At 63.5% G+C, this 21,738-nt stretch carries 18 protein-coding genes; 10 read left to right on the top strand and 8 right to left on the bottom strand.

All coding sequences use genetic code 11. The annotated features are described in order from the left end of the window. Nucleotides 1-6: 6 nt before the first annotated feature. The 8 genes from OJ996_RS16390 to OJ996_RS16425 form a co-directional block, all read right to left on the bottom strand. A complete protein-coding gene (locus OJ996_RS16390; protein WP_264514707.1) occupies nt 7-879 on the bottom strand; it encodes a DMT family transporter in 873 nt (290 codons plus the stop codon). 156 nt (nt 880-1,035) lie between these two features. Further along, nucleotides 1,036-2,322 carry a diaminopimelate decarboxylase gene (lysA, locus tag OJ996_RS16395; protein ID WP_264514708.1) on the bottom strand — a complete coding sequence of 429 codons (1,287 nt, stop codon included), beginning with the start codon at nt 2,320-2,322 and terminating at the stop codon, nt 1,036-1,038. 58 nt (nt 2,323-2,380) lie between these two features. Beyond that, a complete protein-coding gene (locus OJ996_RS16400; RefSeq protein WP_264514709.1) occupies nt 2,381-2,773 on the bottom strand; it encodes a GtrA family protein in 393 nt (130 codons plus the stop codon). Then, a complete protein-coding gene (locus OJ996_RS16405; RefSeq protein WP_264514710.1) occupies nt 2,770-3,762 on the bottom strand; it encodes a glycosyltransferase family 2 protein in 993 nt (330 codons plus the stop codon). Before OJ996_RS16405 ends, OJ996_RS16400 begins: the two co-directional genes overlap by 4 nt. Before the next feature lies 1 nt (nt 3,763). Next, the gene (locus OJ996_RS16410) at nt 3,764-5,251 is read right to left on the bottom strand and encodes an ArnT family glycosyltransferase (protein WP_264514711.1); all 1,488 of its coding nucleotides are present in this window, start codon (nt 5,249-5,251) and stop codon (nt 3,764-3,766) included. A 61-nt stretch (nt 5,252-5,312) separates the two neighbouring features. Further along, complete coding sequence (locus OJ996_RS16415; protein WP_264514712.1) at nt 5,313-5,738, bottom strand: EamA family transporter; 426 nt, start codon at nt 5,736-5,738, stop codon at nt 5,313-5,315. Next, on the bottom strand, nt 5,735-7,192 hold the full coding sequence (locus OJ996_RS16420) for an ATP-binding protein (protein WP_264514713.1): 1,458 nt from the start codon (nt 7,190-7,192) through the stop codon (nt 5,735-5,737). The genes OJ996_RS16415 and OJ996_RS16420 overlap by 4 nt, the downstream gene beginning before the upstream one ends. Next, entirely contained in the window at nt 7,189-7,866 is a 678-nt protein-coding gene (locus OJ996_RS16425; protein WP_264514714.1) for a response regulator transcription factor, read from the bottom strand. The genes OJ996_RS16420 and OJ996_RS16425 overlap by 4 nt, the downstream gene beginning before the upstream one ends. Nucleotides 7,867-8,076: 210 nt before the next feature. Here OJ996_RS16425 and OJ996_RS16430 point away from each other — a divergent pair, with 210 nt between their 5' ends. The 10 genes from OJ996_RS16430 to OJ996_RS16475 all read left to right on the top strand — a co-directional run bounded on the left by OJ996_RS16430 (nt 8,077) and on the right by OJ996_RS16475 (nt 21,721). Beyond that, nucleotides 8,077-9,363, top strand: coding sequence for a C39 family peptidase (locus tag OJ996_RS16430; RefSeq protein WP_264514715.1), 1,287 nt, complete (start codon nt 8,077-8,079; stop codon nt 9,361-9,363). 703 nt (nt 9,364-10,066) lie between these two features. Continuing rightward, nucleotides 10,067-11,173, top strand: coding sequence for an undecaprenyldiphospho-muramoylpentapeptide beta-N-acetylglucosaminyltransferase (gene murG, locus OJ996_RS16435; RefSeq protein ID WP_264514716.1), 1,107 nt, complete (start codon nt 10,067-10,069; stop codon nt 11,171-11,173). Further along, entirely contained in the window at nt 11,170-13,461 is a 2,292-nt protein-coding gene (gene murC / locus OJ996_RS16440) for a UDP-N-acetylmuramate--L-alanine ligase (RefSeq protein ID WP_264514717.1), read from the top strand. The genes murG and murC overlap by 4 nt, the downstream gene beginning before the upstream one ends. A gap of 4 nt (nt 13,462-13,465) precedes the next feature. After that, nucleotides 13,466-14,389 (top strand): D-alanine--D-alanine ligase, encoded by a 924-nt coding sequence (locus OJ996_RS16445; protein ID WP_264514718.1) that lies wholly within the window; start codon nt 13,466-13,468, stop codon nt 14,387-14,389. Between the two features lie 22 nt (nt 14,390-14,411). Further along, nucleotides 14,412-15,380 (top strand): cell division protein FtsQ/DivIB, encoded by a 969-nt coding sequence (locus OJ996_RS16450; protein WP_264514719.1) that lies wholly within the window; start codon nt 14,412-14,414, stop codon nt 15,378-15,380. Between the two features lie 8 nt (nt 15,381-15,388). Beyond that, the gene (gene ftsA, locus OJ996_RS16455; protein ID WP_264514720.1) at nt 15,389-16,600 is read left to right on the top strand and encodes a cell division protein FtsA; all 1,212 of its coding nucleotides are present in this window, start codon (nt 15,389-15,391) and stop codon (nt 16,598-16,600) included. Nucleotides 16,601-16,639: 39 nt separating this feature from the next. Continuing rightward, nucleotides 16,640-18,376 carry a cell division protein FtsZ gene (locus OJ996_RS16460; protein ID WP_264514721.1) on the top strand — a complete coding sequence of 579 codons (1,737 nt, stop codon included), beginning with the start codon at nt 16,640-16,642 and terminating at the stop codon, nt 18,374-18,376. 238 nt (nt 18,377-18,614) lie between these two features. After that, the gene (locus tag OJ996_RS16465) at nt 18,615-19,847 is read left to right on the top strand and encodes an efflux RND transporter periplasmic adaptor subunit (RefSeq protein ID WP_264514722.1); all 1,233 of its coding nucleotides are present in this window, start codon (nt 18,615-18,617) and stop codon (nt 19,845-19,847) included. Then, on the top strand, nt 19,844-20,542 hold the full coding sequence (locus OJ996_RS16470; RefSeq protein WP_264514723.1) for an ABC transporter ATP-binding protein: 699 nt from the start codon (nt 19,844-19,846) through the stop codon (nt 20,540-20,542). Before OJ996_RS16465 ends, OJ996_RS16470 begins: the two co-directional genes overlap by 4 nt. Before the next feature lie 18 nt (nt 20,543-20,560). Continuing rightward, complete coding sequence (locus OJ996_RS16475) at nt 20,561-21,721, top strand: ABC transporter permease (RefSeq protein WP_264514724.1); 1,161 nt, start codon at nt 20,561-20,563, stop codon at nt 21,719-21,721. The last annotated feature ends 17 nt before the right edge of the window (nt 21,722-21,738 follow it).

The following is a 21,738-nucleotide window of genomic DNA, read 5'->3' on the forward strand; positions in this document are numbered from 1 at the left end:
GCTTGTCTATGCCCTGGCGATGACGCGGCGCATGACGAGGACGTGGGCGAGATTCGCCACGAGGATGGTGCCCATGCCGAGGTAGAAGAAGGGTGTGACCTGCTTATGCTCGTGGAAGAGGAGGGCCGCGGCGAGGATGCCGTAAACGGGCTCGAAGTTCAGCGCGAGGTTCATGGTGTAGGCGCTGATGTGCCGGAGGAGATGGATGTGGAAGGCGTGGGCGAAGACGGTGCAGACCCATGCGAGGAGGAGGATCCAGAGCCAGTCGAGGCCTTGCCAAGCGAGGATCGGTTGGTCGTCGCTGAAGAGGGGCAACAGGGCGAGTGCGGCGGTGCAGGCGCCGACCATCTCCCATGCGACCATGGTGAGGGGATCGCCGCCGGTCATGACGAGCTTGCGATTGAGGACCGGGAAGATCGCGGCGAGGAGGGCGCTGAGCATGGCGACCGCGAGGCCGAGCAAGCGGCCGCGCTCGAAGCCGGCGACGAGGGCAATGCCGACAAGGACCAGGAGGCCAAGGAGAACCTCGAAGGGGCGGACCCGGCGCTTCTCGATGAGGGGTTCAGTGAAGGCGGTGAAGAGCGAGACCGTGGCAAGGCCGGCAAGGCAGATCGAGATATTCGCCAGCTTGATGGCGGCGAAGAAGGAGACCCAGTGCACGCCGACGATGAGGCCGATGCCAACGAGGGTGGCGGCCATGCGCTTGCCGGGCCAGACGGACTTGCGGCGGATCAGGGCGACCCAGAGCGCGGCACCGATCGCGGCGAGAGCGGTGCGCCACATGACCAAGCCTGCCGCCGGCAGGGTGATCAGCTTGCCTAGAATCGCGGTGGTGGCGATCAGCAGGACAAGCAGGTGAAGTTGGACGTAGTGGCGCAAGCTGGCGAGAGGCTGCTCGCGGGAATGAGGTGCGCCAAGCGCGGAAAAGACGGGGCTTTGGCGGGTGTGCCGTATCGCCAGTGCGGGGTAAAGAATAAGGCCATCCGGCGGAGATCGCCGGATGGCCCATGAAATGCGGTTCCGCTCCGGTGCGGATCAGACTTCGCCCGCGATCAGGTCCTCGAGGGTCTGGCGCTTGCGCACCACCTTCGCGGCGCTTCCATCGACGAGGATCTCGGCGGGGAGCGGGCGGGAGTTGTAGTTCGAGGCCATGGTGAAGCCGTAGGCACCGGTGCTCATGAGGGCGACCAGTTCTCCGGGCTGGAAGTCGGCGAGCTCGCGGTCCTGGCAGAAGAAGTCGCCGCTTTCGCAGATGGGGCCGACGACATCGACCTTGCGGCGGGCTTCGCCGGGTTGCTTGAGCGGCTCGATCTCGTGGTGGCCTTCGTAAAGGGCCGGGCGGATGAGGTCGTTCATGCCGGCATCGACGACCTTGAAGGTCTTGGCCTTGCCGTGCTTCTCGTAGAGGCAGCGGGTGAGGAGGACGCCGGCATTTCCGACGATGTAGCGGCCGGGCTCGAGCAGGATCTTGAGGCCGATGTTCTCAAGGCGCGGGACGAGGGCCTCACCGTATTCGGCGATGGTGAGGGGGCGCTTGTCCTCATCCTTGGAAGACCACCAAGAGGCGGCTCCGGAAGCTAGGGAATCGTGATAGACGATGCCGATGCCGCCGCCGATGGACCAGAACTCGATGCCGTGGGTATTCTTGAGATGGGTGGCGAGCGGGGCGACCTTCTCGACCGCCTCGATGAAGGGGGCGATGGAGGTGAGCTGCGAGCCGATGTGCATCTGGAGGCCGCGGAGCTTCACGTGAGCGAGCTCGCGGGCGGCGCGGGCGTAGAGATCGGTGATCAGGTCGAAGTCGACGCCGAACTTGTTCTCCGACTTGCCGGTGGAGATGTACTTGTGGGTCTTCGCGTCGACATTCGGATTCACGCGGACGGCGGCGGGGGCGATCACGCCGAGGTCGCTGGCGACTTCATTGAGGTAGCGGAGTTCCTCCTCGCTCTCGACGTTGAAGGAGTAGATGCCCTGCTTCAGGGCGTATTCGATTTCGGCACGGGTCTTGCCGACCCCGGCGAAGGTGCACTTGCCGGGATCGCCGCCGGCTTGGATCACGCGGAAGAGCTCGCCACCGGAGACGATGTCGAAGCCGGCATTCTCGGCGACGAGGAGCTTGAGGACGGAGAGGTTCGAATTCGCCTTCACCGCGTAGGCCACCTCATGGTCGATTTTGCCGAGGGCGGCATCGAGACGGCGGTAGTGATCGCGGATGGTGTTCGCGGAGTAGACGTAGAGAGGGGTGCCGTGCTCCCCGGCGAGGGTCTGGAGATCGACATCCTCGCAGTGCAGCGAGCCGTTGCGGTAGGCAAATCCGTGCATGCGGGGCGTGTAAACGCTCGCGGGCCGGGCGGCAAGGGTGATGCCACGTCTTTCGCAATCAATCACCCGTGGGGGTCTGGGTGGCCGCGAAGGCCCAAGCGCGGGCGGCGAAGAAGGTGATTGCTGCTTGGACGAGGAGCACGACTGCGAGGCTGAGGCGGTAGTCTGCCCGGGAATGAGCTATCAGGATCAGGTAGGCGGTCTGATTGAAAGCGAAGCTGGCGCAGGCGAGGAGGAGCATGCGGGCGTAGCTGCGCGGTGAGCCCTCCCGGCGGAAGGTCCAGATACGGTGGCCGAAGTAGCTGGCCTGGAAGGCGAGGAGGAAGGCGGCGATATTTGCCCGAGCGGGCGGGAGTCCGGCGGGGACGAGGACGGCGACAGTCCCGAGATGCACGAGAGTCGCCGCCACCCCGACACAAGCGAAGCGCATGGATTGAAGAAGCAGGCTCACGACTTGTCCTTCTCGCCGGAGAAGCCGTGGCGCTCAGCAATCACGTAGTTCGGGCGGCCTTTCACCTCCGTGAAGATGCGGCCGACATATTCCCCGAGGATGCCTATGGAGAGGAGTTGCACGCCACCGAGGAAGGTCACGGCGACCGCCAACGAGGCCCAGCCGGGGACGCTGCTGCCGTGCCGCATGGTGCGGATAATGATGAACCCGGCGTAGCCGAGGGAGCCGCTGGAGACGAGGGCTCCTGCTCCCAGCCAAAGGCGCAGCGGGTAGGCGGAGAAGGAAGTGAGACCGGTCATGGCCAGGTCAAAGAGGCGGGAAAAGTTGAACTTGGACTTCCCGGCATGGCGTTCGCCGTAAACGAAAGGAACGGCGACGGAGCGGAAGCCGACCCAGTTGTAGAGCCCCTTCATGAAGCGGCTGCGCTCGGGTAGATCTTTGAGTGCGGTGACCACGCGGCGGTCGAGTAGGCGGAAGTCACCGGCATCCGCGGGGATATCCACGGAGGACCAGCGGCTGAGCAGGCGATAGAAATTGCGGCTGAGGAAGCGGCGGATCGGAGGGTCGGTATCGCGATTGGTGCGGAGGCCGTAGACCATGTCGTAGCCCTGTTGCCACTGCCTGATGAATTCGTCGATGGTGGCGAAGGGTTGCTGGAAATCGGCATCGATAATGACGACGACCTCGCCCCCCGCCTGGTCGAGGCCGGCGCTGATGGCGGCTTCCTTGCCGAAGTTGCGGGACAGGGAAAGCAGTCGGACAGGTAGACCGCCGGAAGCGGCGATGACTTCCAGGCCGGTGCTGTCGGAGCTGCCGTCGTCCACAACGATCACGTCGTAGTGTTCGGTGATTCCGGCGAGGTGGGCGCAAAGCCCGTTGAGGAAGCTTGCGATGCCGTCCGCCTCGTTGAAGGCGGGAACGACGCAGGTGATCGAGGGCCGGACGGTGCCGGTGATCGTGGTGGTGGCGGATTCAGTCGAGGTCTGCATCTCAGTTGCCGATGGGTAGAGTTTTGGACAGATCGATGCGGCCGAGCTCCGGGGCATCCATGCGTTTCACGTAGAGCGAAGGGCCGTCCGGCCGGGTGAGCACGGGTTGGAGTCGGCGCTGGATGCGGGGCGGCACCATGGGCATCCAGTAGGAGGGCAAGGCGACGAAGCAGCGGCCCGGGGCCTCGAGCAGGTTCTCCAGTTCCGTGGCTGAGGCGGTGTGGCGCACGCCGCCCGCGGTGTAGAACTCGGCGGAGTATTTACGAGGTCCGTAGTAGACTAGGATTTCACCGGGAACGTGCTCCTTCTCGAAGCGGCGCACGAGCTCGCGTTCGGATTGTTTCGGCGAGAGGTTTGGAAGAAAGAGTCCGATGATCAAGGCCCAGGATACGAGTGACATCGAACCGATCGCGATGGCGGGATGAATGGGTCGGGAGGGGTTCCTGGCGCAGGCAAGGTCCGTGAGCAGCAAGGCGAGTGCGGGAAGAGCCGGGAGCGGATAAGTGGCGATGATGTTGCGAGCCGGAGTGAAGAAGAGGACCGGCCAGGTGGCCCAGAGGATCCAGTAAATACCGCGGGCATCGTGCTCCAGCGACCAGCGCTTGAAGGTCTGCCAAGATGCGGGGACGGTGCGGAAAAGAGGGAGGCACCAAGGGAATGAGCCGAGGACAAGGTAGACCCAGATCATACCGGGATAGACCGGGTGGGCATTGCCGTAGAGATCACCCTGCCAGCCGCGGACGGTGAAGCGCTTCCAATGCTCCCCGATCAGGAAGTATTCGAGGAAGCCGGGAGTCTTCTGCTCCGCGGCGAGATACCACGGAAGCGAAAGGGCGAGCATCAGCAAGGTGCCGCTGAACCAAGGGAGACGGTGCCATGCTTGACGCCAGCGCCCGGTGAGGACCGTCCAGCCGAGCATGGGGGGAATCGAGATGACCAGCGCAAGCGGACCTTTGGCTAGCAGGCCGATGGCAAAGCCGACAAAGATGCCGAGACCCTTGGCGCGCGAGCCGCCGAGCATGGCATCCCGGAAGCATAGCATCGAGAGCGTGGTGCCCAAAAGCAGTGCGGCATCGGTCATCACTGCTGCCGAGCAGAAGAAGAACAGGGGCATGCCGGTGAGGATCAAAGCTGCGGTCCAGCCGGACTTGCCTCCGAACTCGCGGCGGGCCCTGTCCGCCACCATCGCAAGGACAACGAGCGAGCCAAGGAAGATGAAGATGCGGGAGCCGAATTCGTTTGCCCCGAAGAGCTCGATGCCGGCGGCGGACATCCAGATCGAGAGGGGAGGCTTGGCCCAGAAGGGAATGCCGTAGTCGAACTGAGGGGTAATCCAATCACCGGTCTCCGCCATCTTTCGCGCGATCTCCGCGTAGCGGGATTCGGAGGGATCGGTATGTGGGGCGAGAATTAGGAGTGCGAAGCGGCTGGCGAGGAGGAAGCCGAGCAGGAGGGGAATCCATGGGCGTTTCGCGGACGGTGAACTCATTCGGCCGCGATCGTGCACGAGCGATCATGAGAATCCGGTGAGTGAGTAGAAATAGTCGGAGTCAGTTCCGGGGCCAAGCGATCACGATGGCACCGGCGACGATGAGTGTTCCTCCCACCGCGTGCTGCCAAGTGAGTTTCTCTTTTAGAAACAGCGCGGCGAAGAGGATGGCGAAGACCACGCCTAGCTTGTCCACCGGAGCGACCTTGGATGCTTCACCAAGTTGGAGGGCCCGGAAGTAACAAAGCCATGACGCGCCCGTGGCGATTCCGGAGAGGATGAGGAAGAGCCAGGTTTGCTTTGAAAAGCCGGTGATCTCGGCTAGACGGGAGAACCCACATGCTACCGCCCAAGCGAAGAGCAAGACCACGACCGTCCGGACCGCGGTGGCGAGATTGGAATCGACGCCGGCGATCCCTGCCTTCGCCAAGACGGCGGTAAGTCCGGCGAAGCAAGCGGAGAGGATGGCCCAGAAGATCCAGTTCATGAGGAGCTACGGTTTCGACCCGGTCCTTCCTGAAGAGTGAGGGTGAAACAGATCTCACCGTCCAATTGGGTGGCTCTGATCGTGGTGCCCATGGCGCGCGCGGCTTCGAGGCTTAAAGTCAGGCCGATTCCGAGATGGGAGGTGGCATCATGTCGCGAACTCTCGCGGCGGAAGAGAGGCTCGAAGAGGCGATCCAGATCGTCAGGAGGATCATCGACGCTATTGGTGACCGAGATCATGACGGTGCCATTCTCGCGTAGAGAGCGGATCATGATTCGGCCACGATCGCTGGTGTAGGAAACCGCGTTGTCGAAGAGATTGTTTAAGATGATCCGGAGCAATGCGGGATCTGCCATGACCGGGAGCGGCTGCGATGTTGGTTCCGTTGTCGGGATTCCCAGAGTCTCGGCGCGCGTGGCGAAAGGTTGCCAACATTCCCTGAGCAGAGGTGTGGTATCGAATGCTTCCAGCACCGCGGGACTGGCTGGCTGACCGATGCGGGCGAGGGCGGAGAGCCGCTTCACGAGTTCGCCGAGCTCCATGGCAGACTTCTGGCATGCTGCGAGGTGTGCGGCGTAGGCATCGGCATCGCGCTTCTGGGAAAGTGCGAGATCGGTGGTCGCACGTAAGCCGGCGATCGGGGTTCGCAGTTCGTGGGCGGCATGCCGGATGAAATCCTTCTCGCGCTGGCGGATAATGGCCACTCGCGAGAGCAAGAGGTTGAAATTGCTGGCGAGGCCGGTGAGTTCGGCAGGCAGATCCTCGGGAATGGCGAGTGTCTGATCGAGCTGGTGCTCCGCTCGGTCTTGCACCTGATCCGAGAGCTGGTGGATCGGCTTGAGCGAGGCCTTGATGGCACGCTCGATGAGCAGATAGCCGAGGCCGAGGGTGAGGATGCTGCCGCCAATCAGGATCCAGCGAAGCCGTTCGAGAGCGCGGTGCGAAGGTTCGACATCGCGGGCAACCACCAAGGTCTGCGGGAGGGACTTGGGGTCGACCAAAGTGCCTCGCTTCCTCATCGCTTCGGCTTCGTCCTCGAGCAGGAAAGGGTAAACGCGCAGTCCGACGGCGCGAGCGTGGTGTCCGTCGGAAAGCACGATGTTCCTGAGCAGCGGGGCTCCATCCACGCCGGAGAACTTCGGTAGATCCCGCCACTTCAACGCGGGGGAACGGGTGGTCGAGCCATTGCCGTCATTCCAGAATTGGAAGAGTGCTCCCTCCACGAGGGATTGGTTCGTGCCGAGTCCTTCCTGCCATTCGTAGGTGATCGAGTCGTTTTCCAACTCGACCTGATTCGAGAGTATCGCGGCGGTCTGCTGGATCGAGTCATCGAGTTCCCCGTAGAGACTTTTTTCCACCAGCAGGTAGATGCTAGCGGAGAGAAGGCAGAGCAGAAGGCTGATCCCGAGGCCGCAGCGGATCAGAAGCGAGCGACGGATCGAGGGGGCACTCATGATTTGTCGGCTTGCAGAATGTAGCCTTGGCCGCGGCGAGTGTGGATCAACTCTCGGGCGCCTTCGTAGTTCAGCTTCTTGCGCAGATAGCTCACGTAGACGTCCACGGCATTGCTGCTGCCGCCGCTGCCGTCTTCGAAGACATGCTCCCAGATTTCGGTTCGCGAGACCACCTCTCCGGTGCGGTAGGCGAGATACTCCAGCAGACGATACTCTAGCGCAGTGAGTTCGATGGGTCTGCCGGCTCGCGACACGGAGCGCCGCATCGGATCGACTTCAAGATCGCCCTCCCGGATCACGGGGCTCTTCTTGCCGAAGCTTCTCCGTAGCATGGCCCGGACCCGGGCGAGTGCTTCCGAGAGCGGAAAGGGTTTCACGAGGTAATCATCTGCTCCGGCGTCGAGTGCTTCGAGCCGGTCATCCAAGCCATCGCGGGCGCTGATGACGAGTATGTGGATCGGATTTCCCTGCGCCCTCAGCCGTCGCAGGATCGACAGGCCATCGATTCCCGGAAGCATCAGGTCGAGGAGCACGAGATCGTACTCACTGCCTTGTGCGGCCCAGAGCCCTTCGTCACCGCCGGACTCGCTATCCACGAGATAGCCGGCCTCGCGGAGAAACTGGCAAAGTCCCTCGCGCAGAGCCTCATGATCCTCGATCACCAGCAGCCGCATAAAGGATCAGGGAAGCAGGTTTCTTTCCTCCCGCGCAACCGTTCTCTTTCTCATGATTCTCTAATGAAGGCTATGGCATGGGGTGGCGGTCATGAGTGGCTCCTAGAGCGAACAGACAAGGCGCCCCCTGGCCCAGGGGTGGGACGGGGGGCGCCACCCGGATCTCAGAGCGGACTTTGATTCCGTCGGTAAGGATGTATGGGTGAAAGGGTGAACCGTGCGGTCCTGCTTCTCGCGTGTCTCTTCCCTGTCGTCGCTTCGGCCCTGCCGAATTCGATTGTCGGGCCGCTGGATAATTTCAACAGCCCGCTGAACGGGCAGGATCTGACGGAGCAAGTGCTCGGCGCGGGAATATGGGATGGGTCCGTGTCCTTGCCGGGAGAGTGGAACGAGGAGGGCGGGGTGGCTTCGTCCACGATTTCGCATCTGCGGGCCCGGCCGAAGCTGTTCGGGCAGGATCTGATCCTGCTGCGGGCGATCAAGCGGGAGGGGAAGCTGGATGCGCTGGAAGCGACTTTTGTCGATGCGGGCTCCTACTTCGGCTACTTCGACGAGGAGATGCCGGATGGCCTGAGCCGGCGGGAGATGCGCAAGGAGGTGGCGGCACGTTTGGCGGAAAAGCAGGCGGAGTTTACCAAGCTCTACGGCGAATCGCGGATGGCGCTGCGCGAGGCGATCGGTGCGGCCTGCGGAGGGAAGGAAGCCGAGGAAGTGGAGATCGGGAGGACGCGGGGCTTGCGGAGCCCGGTGGAGGAATGGCGGAAGGACGGACGGCGGATCCGCCTGCTGGCCGGAGAGAACCGCCTGCTGCGGGTGACGATCCTGAATGCGGACGAGAAGGCAGACCAGTGGCTGGACCCGGCGCTCTCCAGATTGGAGCCGCGTGAGAAGGTTGCGAAGCTCGCGGAGGGTGTTGCGCGGGAGAGCGATGGAACCGTGCACCTGCCGGGGCTGAAGCCGATTCCCCAAGGATACCGGCCCTACTGCGGCCTGAACACGCTGGCGATGGCGGCGCGGCACTTCGGCCTGCATTTGGACGAGGACTGGCTGGCGGTGGCGAGCGGGTTTAAGAACACCGGCCGGGCCGATGGCGCGAACATGGTGAAGCTCTACCACAGCGTGGCGGCAGAGGCGGGCTTCGGGCTGGACCGCTCGACGAAGTTTGACGCAGGCGCGGCGACACGGGCGCTATCGAACGGCTTCCCGGTGATCGTGTGGCGGCGTTATTCGGCGGAGCGGAATGCGTTGCATTCGCGCTTCATGCGGGACTTCGGCAAGGATCCCTCGGCGACTCTGCCGGATCCGGCGGGAGCGGAGGAACGGGCAAGTTGGCCGGGGGAGAAAGCCCCGCTGCACGCTTCCGTGATCGTGGGCTACCACCCGGGACGGAGGGAGTTCCTGTTCCTCGAAAGCTGGACGGGGAAAGACAAGCCGCGACGAATGCGGGTGGAGGAGCTAACGGCTACGACCTATCTGAGCTTCGTCTTCAAGCCGTGAGGCTGCCTGGATCGGGAGCCTCTGAAAACCCGGAGGGTTTAGTGGCAGTCCGCCCGGCGGATCGGGGGATTTGACCCGCCGGGCGGCTGACAACACACACTAACACACACACTTAACCGGGGGAAATCTTCCGGCTCGCAATCGGGGGGAAAGGAGCCGGTTTCCGGCGAACCGGCCTCGGGATTTGGGGGGCTCCCGTGGTCGGTTCGTCTCTTGATCCTCTGTCGTCTGCCGGGGGGAGCTTCGGACTCGGGATGTTCGCTGGGAACGGGGCGATCCAACACTCTCGGACCGCGTTTCGGCAAGTTAATTCGCATAACGCCATCGCGTGTGTGAGTTATGGTTCTCTTTTTCGGCAGTTTGGCGTCTTTCGCTTTTATTTCATGTAAGGCTTTGTAAATGAGTAAAAAGTGAATTTGGTAAGGATAAGTGAAATATTTATGATTCTGTTGGTTTGCTTCCTTGCTTGCTGGTGCAATGGAATGTCGATGTATCGTTCGCAAAATCCGACGGGTGAAGGGTTTCCGTGCGATTCGCAGCGGGTGGGTGGTGAGCGATGACGGGTGCTACGGGAGGAGATGGCGACGAGCGGGGCGCATTCGATCTAACCGGTGGTTTTCGGATTGCCTGATATTTAAGATTTGTTGCATTGTTTGTCGTCGCCGCTCGACGCCTAGGGCTGGGGGTCTCGGGACACAGCAATATGCAACGTACATGCGGCAATGCGTCCTTGGTGATCGCGTGCGGCGGCACGGGGGGGCACCTGTTCCCCGGGCTCGCCGTGGCTGAGGAGTGGACAGCACGCGGGGGGAGGGTGCTCCTGTTGGTTTCGGAGAAGAAAATCGACCAAGAGGCGCGGCGGAAATACACCCAGTATCAATTTGAGACGGTGCCCGCGATGGGGAAGCCGTCGAACCTCTCGCCAAAGATGCTGCCCTTCGTGTGGCGGCTGTGGCGGACGATGGGCCGCTGCCAAGGGATTCTGAAGGATTTCAAGGCGGATGCGGTCTTGGGAATGGGAGGCTTCACTTCGCTGCCACCAGCCTGGGCGGCGAAGAAAGCGGGCCTGCCTGCCTTCATCCATGACTCGAACGCGCTCCCCGGAAAAGCGAACCGGCTGACTGCCCGATTCTGCTCGAAAGCCTTCATCGGTTGGGAGGCGGCGCGGGCCTACTTCGGCCAGCGCGAGGTAGTGGTCACCGGCACTCCGGTGCGTGCGGAGATGCGTGATCTGCCGGACCGCTACACGGCGGCGGCGAAATTCGGCCTGCATCCGACCAAGCCGACCCTGATGGTGACCGGCGGCAGCCAAGGCGCGCGGCGACTGAATTCCTTGGTCGCACAAGCCTTCGACAGCTTCCCGCCGGGGACGCAGGTGCTGCACATCGCCGGACCGGGCGACCAAGAGCGGGTGGAAGCGGAAGTCGGGCCGAAGGAAGGCTACCGGGTGGTGGGATTCTGCGATGACATGCCCTCCGCCTATGCGGTGGCGGATGCGGTGCTCTCGCGCTCCGGCGCCTCGAGCATGACGGAGTTGTCGTTCCTGGGCCTGCCCTCGATCTTGGTGCCTTTCCCCTTTGCCGCGGATGACCACCAGACGCGGAATGCGGAGGTTTTCGCCAAGGCCGGGGCCGCATTTTTGGAGCCGGAAGCGGCGCTTGATGCTGCAAAACTGGCAGAGCGCGTGACGACGCTGATGAGCGACTTGCAAACCCGCGACCGCATGGCACAAGCGGCCCGTTCGCTCGCCGTGCCGGATGCCGCCGCACGCGTTTGCGACGCCATCGAAGCGACCCTTTCCCGGAAATGAACGATCTGAATCTCACCGACCGCGACCGACCACTGCGCATCCACCTGATCGGGGTGGCGGGCTCGGGCATGAGCGGGCTGGCGCTGCTGCTGCTGGGCATGGGCCACCGGGTGAGCGGATCGGACAAAGTGACCTCCGCGGAAACCGAGCGCATGCAGCGGCTCGGGCTGATCTTTTCCTCTCCCCCCACGGCGGAAGCGGTGAGCGGTGCGGATGTGGTGGTGTACTCCTCCGCGATCCGCCCGGAGAATCCTGCCTATGCGGCAGCTGTTGCGGCGGGGATTCCGGTGATCCGCCGGGCCGAGTGCTTGGCGGCGATCCTGCACACGAAGAAAGGCATCGTGGTATCCGGCACGCACGGCAAGACGACGACCTCCTCGATGGTGGCCCATGCGCTGCGTGAAGCGGCGCTCCAGCCCAGCCACTACGTGGGTGCCGAAATTCCCGTGCTGGGTGCGAACGCGAAGTGGTCCGAGGACGGCGAGTGGATGGTCGCGGAAGGTGACGAGAGCGACGGGACATTGGCGCTGTATCGTCCGGCCTGCTCGATCATCCTGAACATCGAGGCCGAGCATTTGGATCACTACAAGGATCTGGATGAGATCAAGGCGGTCTTCGCCACGCTGGTGAAGCAAACCTCCGGTCCGGTGGTTTACTGCAAGGAATGCGCGGTGGCGACGGAGGTGGCGAGCAAGTCGGCGCAGCCGGTGAGCTATGGCTGGTCCGGCGCGGATTACACGGCGGCGGAGATCCGCGAACTGCGCGGTGCGACGGCTTTCACGGTGGTGAAGAACGGCGAGATGCTGGGCGACGTGGAACTCGGGATTCCGGGTCGACACAATGTGCTGAACGCGCTGGCGGCGATCGCCACGGCGGACCAGCTCGGGGCTGACTTCCGTTTGGTTTCGCGGGCTTTGAATACCTTCGCGGGTGCGAAGCGCCGGTTCGAGACCAAGTATCTCTCCTCGCGGGTGCGGATCGTCGATGACTACGGTCACCACCCGACGGAGCTGGCGGCAACGCTGCAGACGGCGCGCTCGCTGAAGCCGGGGCGCGTGGTGGTGCTTTTCCAACCACACCGCTACACCCGCACGCAGGCGTTGGCTGATGACTTCGGGAAGGTGCTGCAAGCGGCGGATCATGTCTTCGTCACGGACGTCTATCCGGCGAGCGAGCCGCCAATCCCGGGGATCAGCGGCGATACAATCGTGCAGGCGGCGAAGAAGCTGGGCTGCGATCACGTGGTATCGCTGCCCAGCTTGGCGACGGCGCATCACACGGTGGGCAATTTCCTGGAGCCGGGTGACCTGCTGATCACGCTGGGTGCGGGCAACGTTCACGAGGCGGGCACGAAGATCGCACAGCATCTGAAGGTGCTGGAGGAGATCATCGGCCAAGCCCCGCGCACCGACATCGATGCGAAGCTTTACGAGCCGATGCGACGTCACACGACGATGCTGGTGGGTGGCCCGGCGCAGTATTGGATCGAGCCGCACAGCTTCGAGGCCTTCGCGGCGGTGGTGAATTGCTGCCGCGAGCGCGGTATCGCGATGCGCGTGGTCGGCCGCGGTTCGAACCTGCTGGTGCGCGACGGGGGGATCCGCGGTGCGGTGATCCACCCGACGGGCGGGGCCTTCACGGAGTGCCGTGCGGAGGATGGCAAGATCATCGCGGGTGCCGGTGTGCGCTTGAAGAAGCTGGCGAGCGTCGCGCAAGCGGCGGGGATCGGCGGCTTTGAGTGGATGGAAGGCATTCCCGGCAACGTAGGGGGTGCGCTGCGGATGAATGCGGGCGCGATGGGCACGGAGACTTTCGACCAGGTGGTGAGCGTGACCTTCCTCGATGAGGACGGGGAGATTCGCACGCGCTCGCGCGAGGCGATCGTCTCGAACTACCGGGATGTGCCAGAGCTGCGGCGGAACTTCGCGCTGCAAGCGGTCTTCGAAGGCAAGCCGGACACGGCGGAGGCGATTCAAGGACGCTGGGATGCCTCGCGTGCCAAGCGCCGTGCCTCCCAACCGGTGGCGGCGAGTGCCGGATGTATTTTCAAGAACCCCACCGAAGTGCCGGCGGGCAAGCTAGTGGACGAGCTGGGCCTGAAGGGGAGCGGCGAGGGCAAGGCCCGCGTCTCCGAGGTCCACGGCAATTTCATCGTCAACGGCGGTGGTGCGACGGCAAGCGACGTGCTTGCGATGATCGAGCGCATCAAGGCCTCGGCCCGCGAGACCCGCGGAATCGAACTCGAGACCGAAGTGAAGGTGCTCGGGGAAGATGATTTCACTTTCTGACCCCATGATCCCCGACAATCTCCTCATCGCCGTCCTGATGGGCGGTCCCGGTTCCGAGCGCGAAGTCTCGCTGGCTTCCGGGAAGGCCGTGCTCAAGGCGCTTCAAGCTGCGGGCTGCAATGCCGTGGGCGTGGATGTGAAGGATGCCGACTTCGAACTGCCGGAGGGCACCGGGCTGGCCTACAACGTGATTCACGGAACCTTCGGTGAGGACGGCCAGCTCCAGTCCCTGCTGGAGAGCCGCGGTATTCCTTACACCGGTGCGGGCGTGGCCAGTAGCAAGACCGCCTTCGACAAGAATCTGGCGAAGGAGAAGTTCCTGGCGGCGGGTGTGCCGACGCCGGCTTCGGAGATCGTGGATGTGTCAGGCGGCGTGCGCTTGCCGTCCATCCCCGTGCCCTTCGTGGTGAAGCCGCCGCGCGAGGGATCGAGCGTCGGTGTGACCATCGTGAAGGAAGAGAGCCAAGCGCTGCCGGCGATGGAAACCGCGGCGAAGTATGGCAACGACATCCTGGTCGAGGCTTTCGTCGAAGGTAAGGAACTGACCGTCGGGATCCTGGATGATGCGGCGATGCCGATCGTCCACATCGCACCGCGCGATGGCTTCTACGACATGGCGAACAAGTATCCGTGGCTGTCCGGCGGGGTCGGCAGCGACTACTACTGCCCGGCTGATCTGGATGCCGAGACCACGCGACGCGTGCAAGAGGCCGCGCTGGCCGGGCATCGCTCGCTGGGCGTGGAGGTTTACTCGCGTGTCGACGTGCTGCTGGACGCCGCGGGCAACCCTTTCGTGCTGGAGGCGAACACCATCCCCGGCATGACCGAGACCAGCCTGCTGCCGAAGTCCGCCGCAGCGCACGGAATCGATTTCCCGGCCTTGTGCCTGCGCATCGCCGAGCTCTCGCTGGCCGCCCGTTCGAAGTAATCACCCTTCCCGCTTCGCCCCCATGTTCAAGAAACGCACCACCCGTGTCCGTCACAGCAAGGAGCTCACCCGCTTGCAGGTGAATGTCCTGTCGCCGCGCATCGTGTGGTTCGGCTTCCTGAAGGCGTGCCGCCAGACCGTGAAGGTGGCAGTGCTGGTGACCTTGGGGGTGGCCGCGGTGTGGGGGATTCGTGAGCTGATCCAGAAGGGTCTTGTAGAGAACAAGGAATTCCAACTGCAAGCGATCGAGCTGACGCCGAATCCGGCGATCGACGAGCGGCGCTTGATCAAGGTGGCCGGCATCGACATCAACGGCAGCCTCTTCGATTGCGATGCGGGCAAGATCGAGGAGACCCTGCGGGCGCTGCCGGAGCTATCGGCGGCATCGGTGCGGAGGGAGTTTCCCGGAACCTTGGTGGTCGAGGTGATTGCTCGTGAGCCCTACCTCTGGGTGGCGAGCACGAATCAGGAGGTGCAGCCGCGCGACCCTGAGAAGGGCTTGGTGGTGGATCGGCAGGGAATCGTCTTCCATTGCCCGCCCGCGCTCCATGCCAAAGCGGAACTGCTGCCTTTGATCCAACTGAGCGAGGGCGGTGAACCGCTCGTGCCCGGCAAGCCGGTGGTGCATCCGGAGTATGATCGTCTGCGGCGCTTGTATCAGGTGGCCTGCCGGGAAATCCCGGTGGCGGAGTCCTGGGTCTATCTTCTCCGCCAGAGCCGCGAGTGGTCGCTGGAACTGGTTTCACGCGACGGGACCGAGGCCTGCTTCGGTCTGGGTGACCACGAGCGGCAGATGAAGGATCTCAAATCCGCCTTGGATCACGCCCGCGAACGCGAGCAGCAGATTGCCTCGATCGAATTGATCCCCGAGCGAAACATCCCGGTGAAGCTGCGCGGCGGCGTGCCCCGCGCGATTCTCATCGACGAGCCCGCCCCCGCAGGTGTGCCGGACCGGCGCGCCCGCGATCTCAACGACCTCCTCAACCGTTAATCACGTACATGGCCCGCTCGAAAATCCACGTCGGCCTCGAAATCGGCACCAGCAAGATCTGCATGGTGGTCGGCGAGGTGAAGTCGGATGGCTCCGTCAAGATCCTTGGCGTCGGCCAATCGAAGTCGGTCGGCGTCAAGAAAGGGGAGATCTACGATTTCCCACAGGTGCGCGCCTGTGTGAAGGACGCGCTGGTGAAGGCGGAGGACGCGAGCGATGTGGAGATCGGCAGCGTCTATCTGGCGATCACCGGCGCGCACATCCAAGGCGTGAACAACCGTGGCAGCTTCCGCCTGCCGGACGACGAATCGGTTATCGCGCCGTCCCACGTGCAGGAGGCGAAGGAGATCGCCCGCGCGGTGGCGATCCCGCCGGACCATGTCTACCTGCACCACATCATCCGGCGCTATGGCGTGGATGGTTTCGAGCATGCGACCACGCCGATCGGGCTTTCCGGCAAGACGGTGGATGCGGACTTCCACGTGATCCACGGCATCCGCTCGCGGATCGAGAACCAGATCAAATGCGTGCGGGAGATGCCGCTTGATATCGATGACCTGGTGTTTTCCCCGATCGCCTCCGCGCAGGTGGCGCTCGACCGTGAATCGAAGGAGCGTGGTGCGCTGGTGATCGATATCGGCGGCGGCACCACCGACTACGTCCTGTATCTGGATGGAGCGGTGGAGGCGACCGGCTGCATCCCGGTGGGTGGTGACCACGTCACGAACGACATTCACCTGGTGACCGGCCTGGCCTTCTCGAAGGCGGAGATCCTGAAGATCCGCGAAGGCGATGCCTCGGCGGATCCTGCGCGCTCGGTGGGCCTGATCAAGGTGGCGGACGAGAAGGGCTTCGCCGAAGCCGAGGTGAAGCGGCAGTTGCTGAACGACATCATCCGCCAGCGTCTCGAAGAAACCTTGCGCCTGCTGCAGCGGCGTTTGCCGGATGGAGCGGTCGAGCGGATCGGCACGGGCGTTTTCCTCTCCGGGGGGACCAGCCTGATGCGCGGATTCGGCGAATTGGCGCACGACATCTTCAAGCGGGACATCTACCGTCCGGAGCCGCCGGAACTCAGCGGCGTACAAGCGAATTTCAAGGACCCCCAATTCACCACCGCCATCGGCCTGATCCGCTATGCGCAGATCATCGAGGCGGAACGCGAGCCAAAACGTGGAGTCTTCCGCAAGCTCGGTAATGTGCTCTGGCCCTTTTCACGATAAACCCTCACCAGGCGGCCTGTCCGCCCCACTTCGAACGCCATGATCGAATTCCCACGCGACCTTCAGAACACCATCCCCTCCTCCTCCGTGAAAATCGTCGGTCTCGGCGGTGCGGGGACCAACATGCTCGACCGGGTCGTCCTCGACGGCATGGACGGCGCGGAAATGCTGGCGATCAACACGGACATCCGCACGCTGTCCGGATCGGTGGCGCGGGACCGGATCCAGCTCGGCCGCAACCTGACCAAGGGTCTGGGTGCCGGTGGTGATCCGGAGCTGGGCCAGCAAGCGGTGCTGGAAGCGGAGAGCGAAGTGCGTGCCTCGCTGAAGGGGCGCAAGATCGTGTTCCTCTGCGTGGGTCTCGGCGGTGGCACCGGCTCCGGTGCGGCGCCGATCGTGTGCCGCATCGCGCGTGAGGAAGGTGCCTTCGTGGTGGTGTTCGCGACGATGCCCTTCAGCTTCGAAGGCCGCCGCCGCCGCGAGCAGGCGGATACCTCTCTGAACGAGCTGGCGGTGCTCTCGAACGCGTTGGTGACCTTCGATAACACCCGCATGGGTGATCTGGTGCTAGCCAAGCAAGGCATTCACGAAGCCTTCGCCGCGGCGGACCGGATGATTTCCGAAAGTATCAAAGCGGTGATCCGCTTGGTAATCCGCCCGGGCCTGATCAACGTCGGCCTCGACGACCTGATGGCCGCGCTGCGCACGACGCGTTCCCGCTGTCTGTTTGGTTCCGGCATCGCGACCGGCAAGGACCGCGCGCAGAAGGCGCTGCGGAATGCGCTCAACAGCCCGCTGCTCGACCAAGGCGCGTTGCTGCGCGATACCGAGACGGTGCTGGTGCACCTGTGTGGTGGCGAGGACCTGACCCTTTACGAGATCGAGCTGCTGATGCAGAGCCTGTCGAAGCATGTGCCCGAGAAGGCACACGTGCTCTTCGGCGCGGCAGTGGACCCGAGCATGGGCGACCACCTGAGCATCACGATGATCAGCTCGCTGCCCGAGGACCGCCTGCACATCCCGCGGACCTCCCCGATCGAGCGTCCGGGTCTGCTGGAGCCGACGGTGGGATTCGCGGATGACGTCGAGGAGGAAGAAGAAGAACCGGTGGCGATAAAGCCGGTGGCCCGCGAGAAGAAGCCTGCCGTGAAGGCGGCGGTGACCGCAGCCAGCCTGTTCGCCGATCCGGCACCCGCGCCGGTGGTGGCGGAATTTACTTCTCGTGCCGCCGTGGTGGTGGATGAAGCTCCCTTTGCGGAGCCGGAGCCATCGCCCTTCACGATCGACCCGATCAAGCCTGAGGAAGAGGAAGACGAGGAGGTTTTTACCAGCCTGAGGAAGGAAGAGCCGGAGCTTGAAGTGGAGCCGGAACGGGAGCCCGAGCCTGAACTTGAATCCGAGCCGGAAGCGGTGTCCCTGCCCGAGATCGAGGATGAGGATTTCCCGGAGCTGGAGGCTCCGCCGGTGTCCGAGCCCGAGGAAGAAGAACCTGCGTTCTTCTCGATCGCCGACGATCAGGAAGCTGCAAACGAGAAGGAGCCCGAGGGCGAGAAGCCGGTGGTGCTGCCGGGCGTGTTCGATGATCTGGAGGAGGAATTCGCGGATCTGGAAGAGCCGGTGGTGCTGGAGAAGCCTTCCGGCAAGCCCAAGTCGGGCAAGGCTCAAACGGAACTGAGCTTTGAAGGCGGCCCGCGCGGAAAGTTCGAAGGGGCTTCGCCGAGCTTGTTCGAAGGCGAGGATCTGGATGTACCGGCCTTCCTGCGGAAGAAACGCTGATTTCGCGGGGTTTCACCCATTTGCTATCGCGGTCGCACCGGGACATGGCTTTCCGGTGCGACCGCTTTGGTTTGAGCCCGTGTTCGAGGAAGGGGGAAAAGGCCCCGGGATTTGTAGGGCTCGGGTCAAGCTTGCGATATCAACAGGTTGTGTTGATGGGGCGGCGGGTGATGTCACCTGACATCAGACGGGCTTTGCATTCTTTCCAACAGAAGTCATCGTCCCGGCCAGCCGACCGATGGAATCCAAGCCGTCCAGTCTTGAAAGCCTGCGGATCGACCGCTCGCAGACGCCGCTGAAAAGCAGCAGCGGAAAGGCTTGGTGGGTGATCCTGACCGTGATCCTGCTGGCCGCCGGAGCCTTCTTCTGGACGAAGCGACCACAAGCCGTGGCCGTGAAAACTGCCCCAGCGCGGGTGCAGCAAGGCACGGGCGGAAGCTCGGCGAAGACGCTGCTGAACGCGACCGGCTACGTGACGACCCGCTTGGATGCCACGGTATCCTCCAAGGTAACCGGCAAGGTGGCCGAGATCCTGGTGGAGGAAGGGATGAAGGTGGAGAAAGGTCAGGTGCTGGCGCGGCTCGATGACTCGAACGTGCAGACGGCGCTGCGGCTGGCGGAAGCGCGGCTGGAATCCAGCAAGCGCGCGCTGGAAGAAGCGGAGCCGGCGCTGGCCTATGCCGAGGCCGAGCTCAATCGCCTGCGCGGGCTGGAGCAGACCCGGGCGGTGAGCAAGACGGACTACGAACGGGCGGAAGCGGAGGCCCGGGGACGGCGCGCAGGGCTGGAAAGGCTTCGTTCCGAAGTCACGGTGTCCGAGCGCCAGGTGGACGACTGGAAGCAGCAGCTCGACGACACGATCATCCGCGCGCCCTTCGCCGGGGTGGTGACGACGAAGGATTCGCAACCGGGTGAGATGATCTCGCCGATTTCCGCGGGCGGTGGCTTCACGCGCACGGGCATCTGCACGCTGGTGGACATGAAGTCGCTGGAGATCGAGGTGGATGTCGGCGAGAGCTTCATCAACCGCGTGAAGTCCGGCCAGCCGGTGGAAGCGACCCTCGACGCCTATCCCTCGTGGAAGATCCCGTGCAAGGTGATCGCGATCATCCCGACGGCAGACCGGCAGAAGGCGACCGTGAAGGTGCGCGTGGGCTTCGATCAGCTGGACCCGCGGATCCTGCCGCAGATGGGCGTGAAGGTGGCGTTCCAGAGCGACGAGGCACCGGAGCCGGTGGCCGCGAATGCCGTGCTCGTCCCCAAGGATGCGGTGGCGAAATCGAGCGCGGGCAAGGATATCATATGGGTCGTGCGGGAGGACAAGGTGGAGCGGCGCGCGGTCACCCTCGGCCCGGAGCAGGGCGGAGATCTGGTAGTGAAGGCCGGCGTGTCGTCCGGCGATGCCGTGGTATTGAATCCACCTTCCACCCTTGAAGACGGCGCGAAGGTTACCTTAGAAAAATCACGATGAGCGATTCCCGTCCCACACTCGTCCGCATCGACAACGTGACCCGGACTTTCACGCGGGGTTCCGAGCAGATCCCGGTGCTATCCGGACTTCATCTCGATGTGAAGGAAGCGGAGTTCCTCGCGTTGATGGGGCCTTCGGGGTCCGGCAAGTCAACACTGCTAAACTTGATCGGAGGCTTGGACCGGCCGAGTTCCGGGGTGGTGCAGATCGGGCCGGACCGGGTGGACCAGCTTTCGGATGGGCAACTGGCGGCGTGGCGCGCGCGGCATATCGGCTTCGTGTTCCAGTTCTACAACCTGCTGCCGGCACTGAACGCGGAGCGGAACGTGGAGCTACCGCTCCTGCTTACCCATCTGAACAAAGCGAAGCGGCGCCAGCATGTGGCGGCGGCTCTGGATGCGGTGGGCCTGTCTCATCGCGTAAAGTCCTTTCCGCGCACCCTCTCCGGCGGTGAGCAGCAGCGGGTGGGCATCGCGCGGGCGATCGTGACCGATCCCACGGTGCTGCTCTGCGACGAGCCGACCGGCGACCTCGACCGGAAGTCGGGTGACGAGATCCTTTCGCTGCTGCAATCGCTCAACCGCGACCACGGCAAGACCATCATCATGGTGACCCACGATCCGCATGCTTCGGCACGCGCGACACGGACGGTGTATCTGAACAAGGGTCAACTCTCCGACACCCCGGAAGACTAAGCCAAGCGCGACCACGCCATGAAGTTCCTACCTCTGATTTGGGCGGGCCTGAAGCGGAAGAAGCTCCGCACGGTGCTCACGTTCCTCTCGATCTTCGTGGCCTTCCTTTTGCTCGGCTTCCTGGGCATCATTCACACCGGTCTAACAGGCGGGGTACAGATGGCCGGACAGGACCGGTTGATCATGCGCCACAAGGTCTCGCTGATCATGACCTTGCCGCAGGCCTACAAGGCCCGGGTGCTGCAGATTGACGGCGTGGAAGCGGTGGCGCACCAGACCTGGTTCGGCGGCATCTACAAAGACGACCCGAAGAACGCGATCGGGACCTTTCCGGTGGAGCCGGACGACTTCTTCGACATGTATCCTGAGATCCTTCTGAAGGAGGATGAGAAGGCTGCATGGAAGGCGGCACGCACGGGCGCGATCGTCGGGCGTACGGCAGCGAACCGTTTCCAATGGAAAATCGGTGACCGGATCGCGCTGAAATCGCCGATCTGGGGTCAGCCCGCCGGGATGGAGCAGTGGGAATTCGACATCGTCGGTATTTATGACGGGGCGAAGAAGAACACCGACACGAGCGGCTTTTACTTCCGCTACGATTACTTTGAGGAAGCGCGGCAGCGGGAGAAGGGAAAGGTGGGCTGGTACTCGGTGCGCGTGAGCGACCCGAACCGCGCCGCCGAGATCGCCGGGAAGATCGACGATGAATTCGCGAACTCTCCCTACGAGACGAAGACCGAGGCGGAGGGTGCTTTCTTCCAAGGCTTTGCCAACCAGATCGGGGATATCGGTACGATCGTGATGTCGGTGGTGAGCGCGGTGTTCTTCACGATCCTGCTGGTGGCGGGAAACACGATGGCGCAATCGGTGCGTGAGCGGACGGAGGAACTGGGCGTGCTGAAGGCACTGGGCTTCACGAATCTGCGCGTGCTGGTGATGGTGTTGATCGAATCCTGCGTGATCGCGACTCTCGGCGGCTTCGCCGGCTTGGGAGTGGCATGGCTGATCGTGCAGGCGGGCAATCCGATGCCGCAGGTGCTGCCGATCTTCGACCTGCCGGATCAATTCGTGATCGCGGGAGCGATCACGGCAGTGGCGCTGGGTCTGGTAGCGGGAGCCATTCCCGCGTGGCAGGCGATGCGCCTGAGAATCTCCGAGGCCCTGCGCAAGGGCGGCTGATGAATCGCTAAATCCTC

This window comes from Luteolibacter rhizosphaerae (assembly GCF_025950095.1).
Taxonomy (GTDB): domain Bacteria; phylum Verrucomicrobiota; class Verrucomicrobiia; order Verrucomicrobiales; family Akkermansiaceae; genus Haloferula; species Haloferula rhizosphaerae.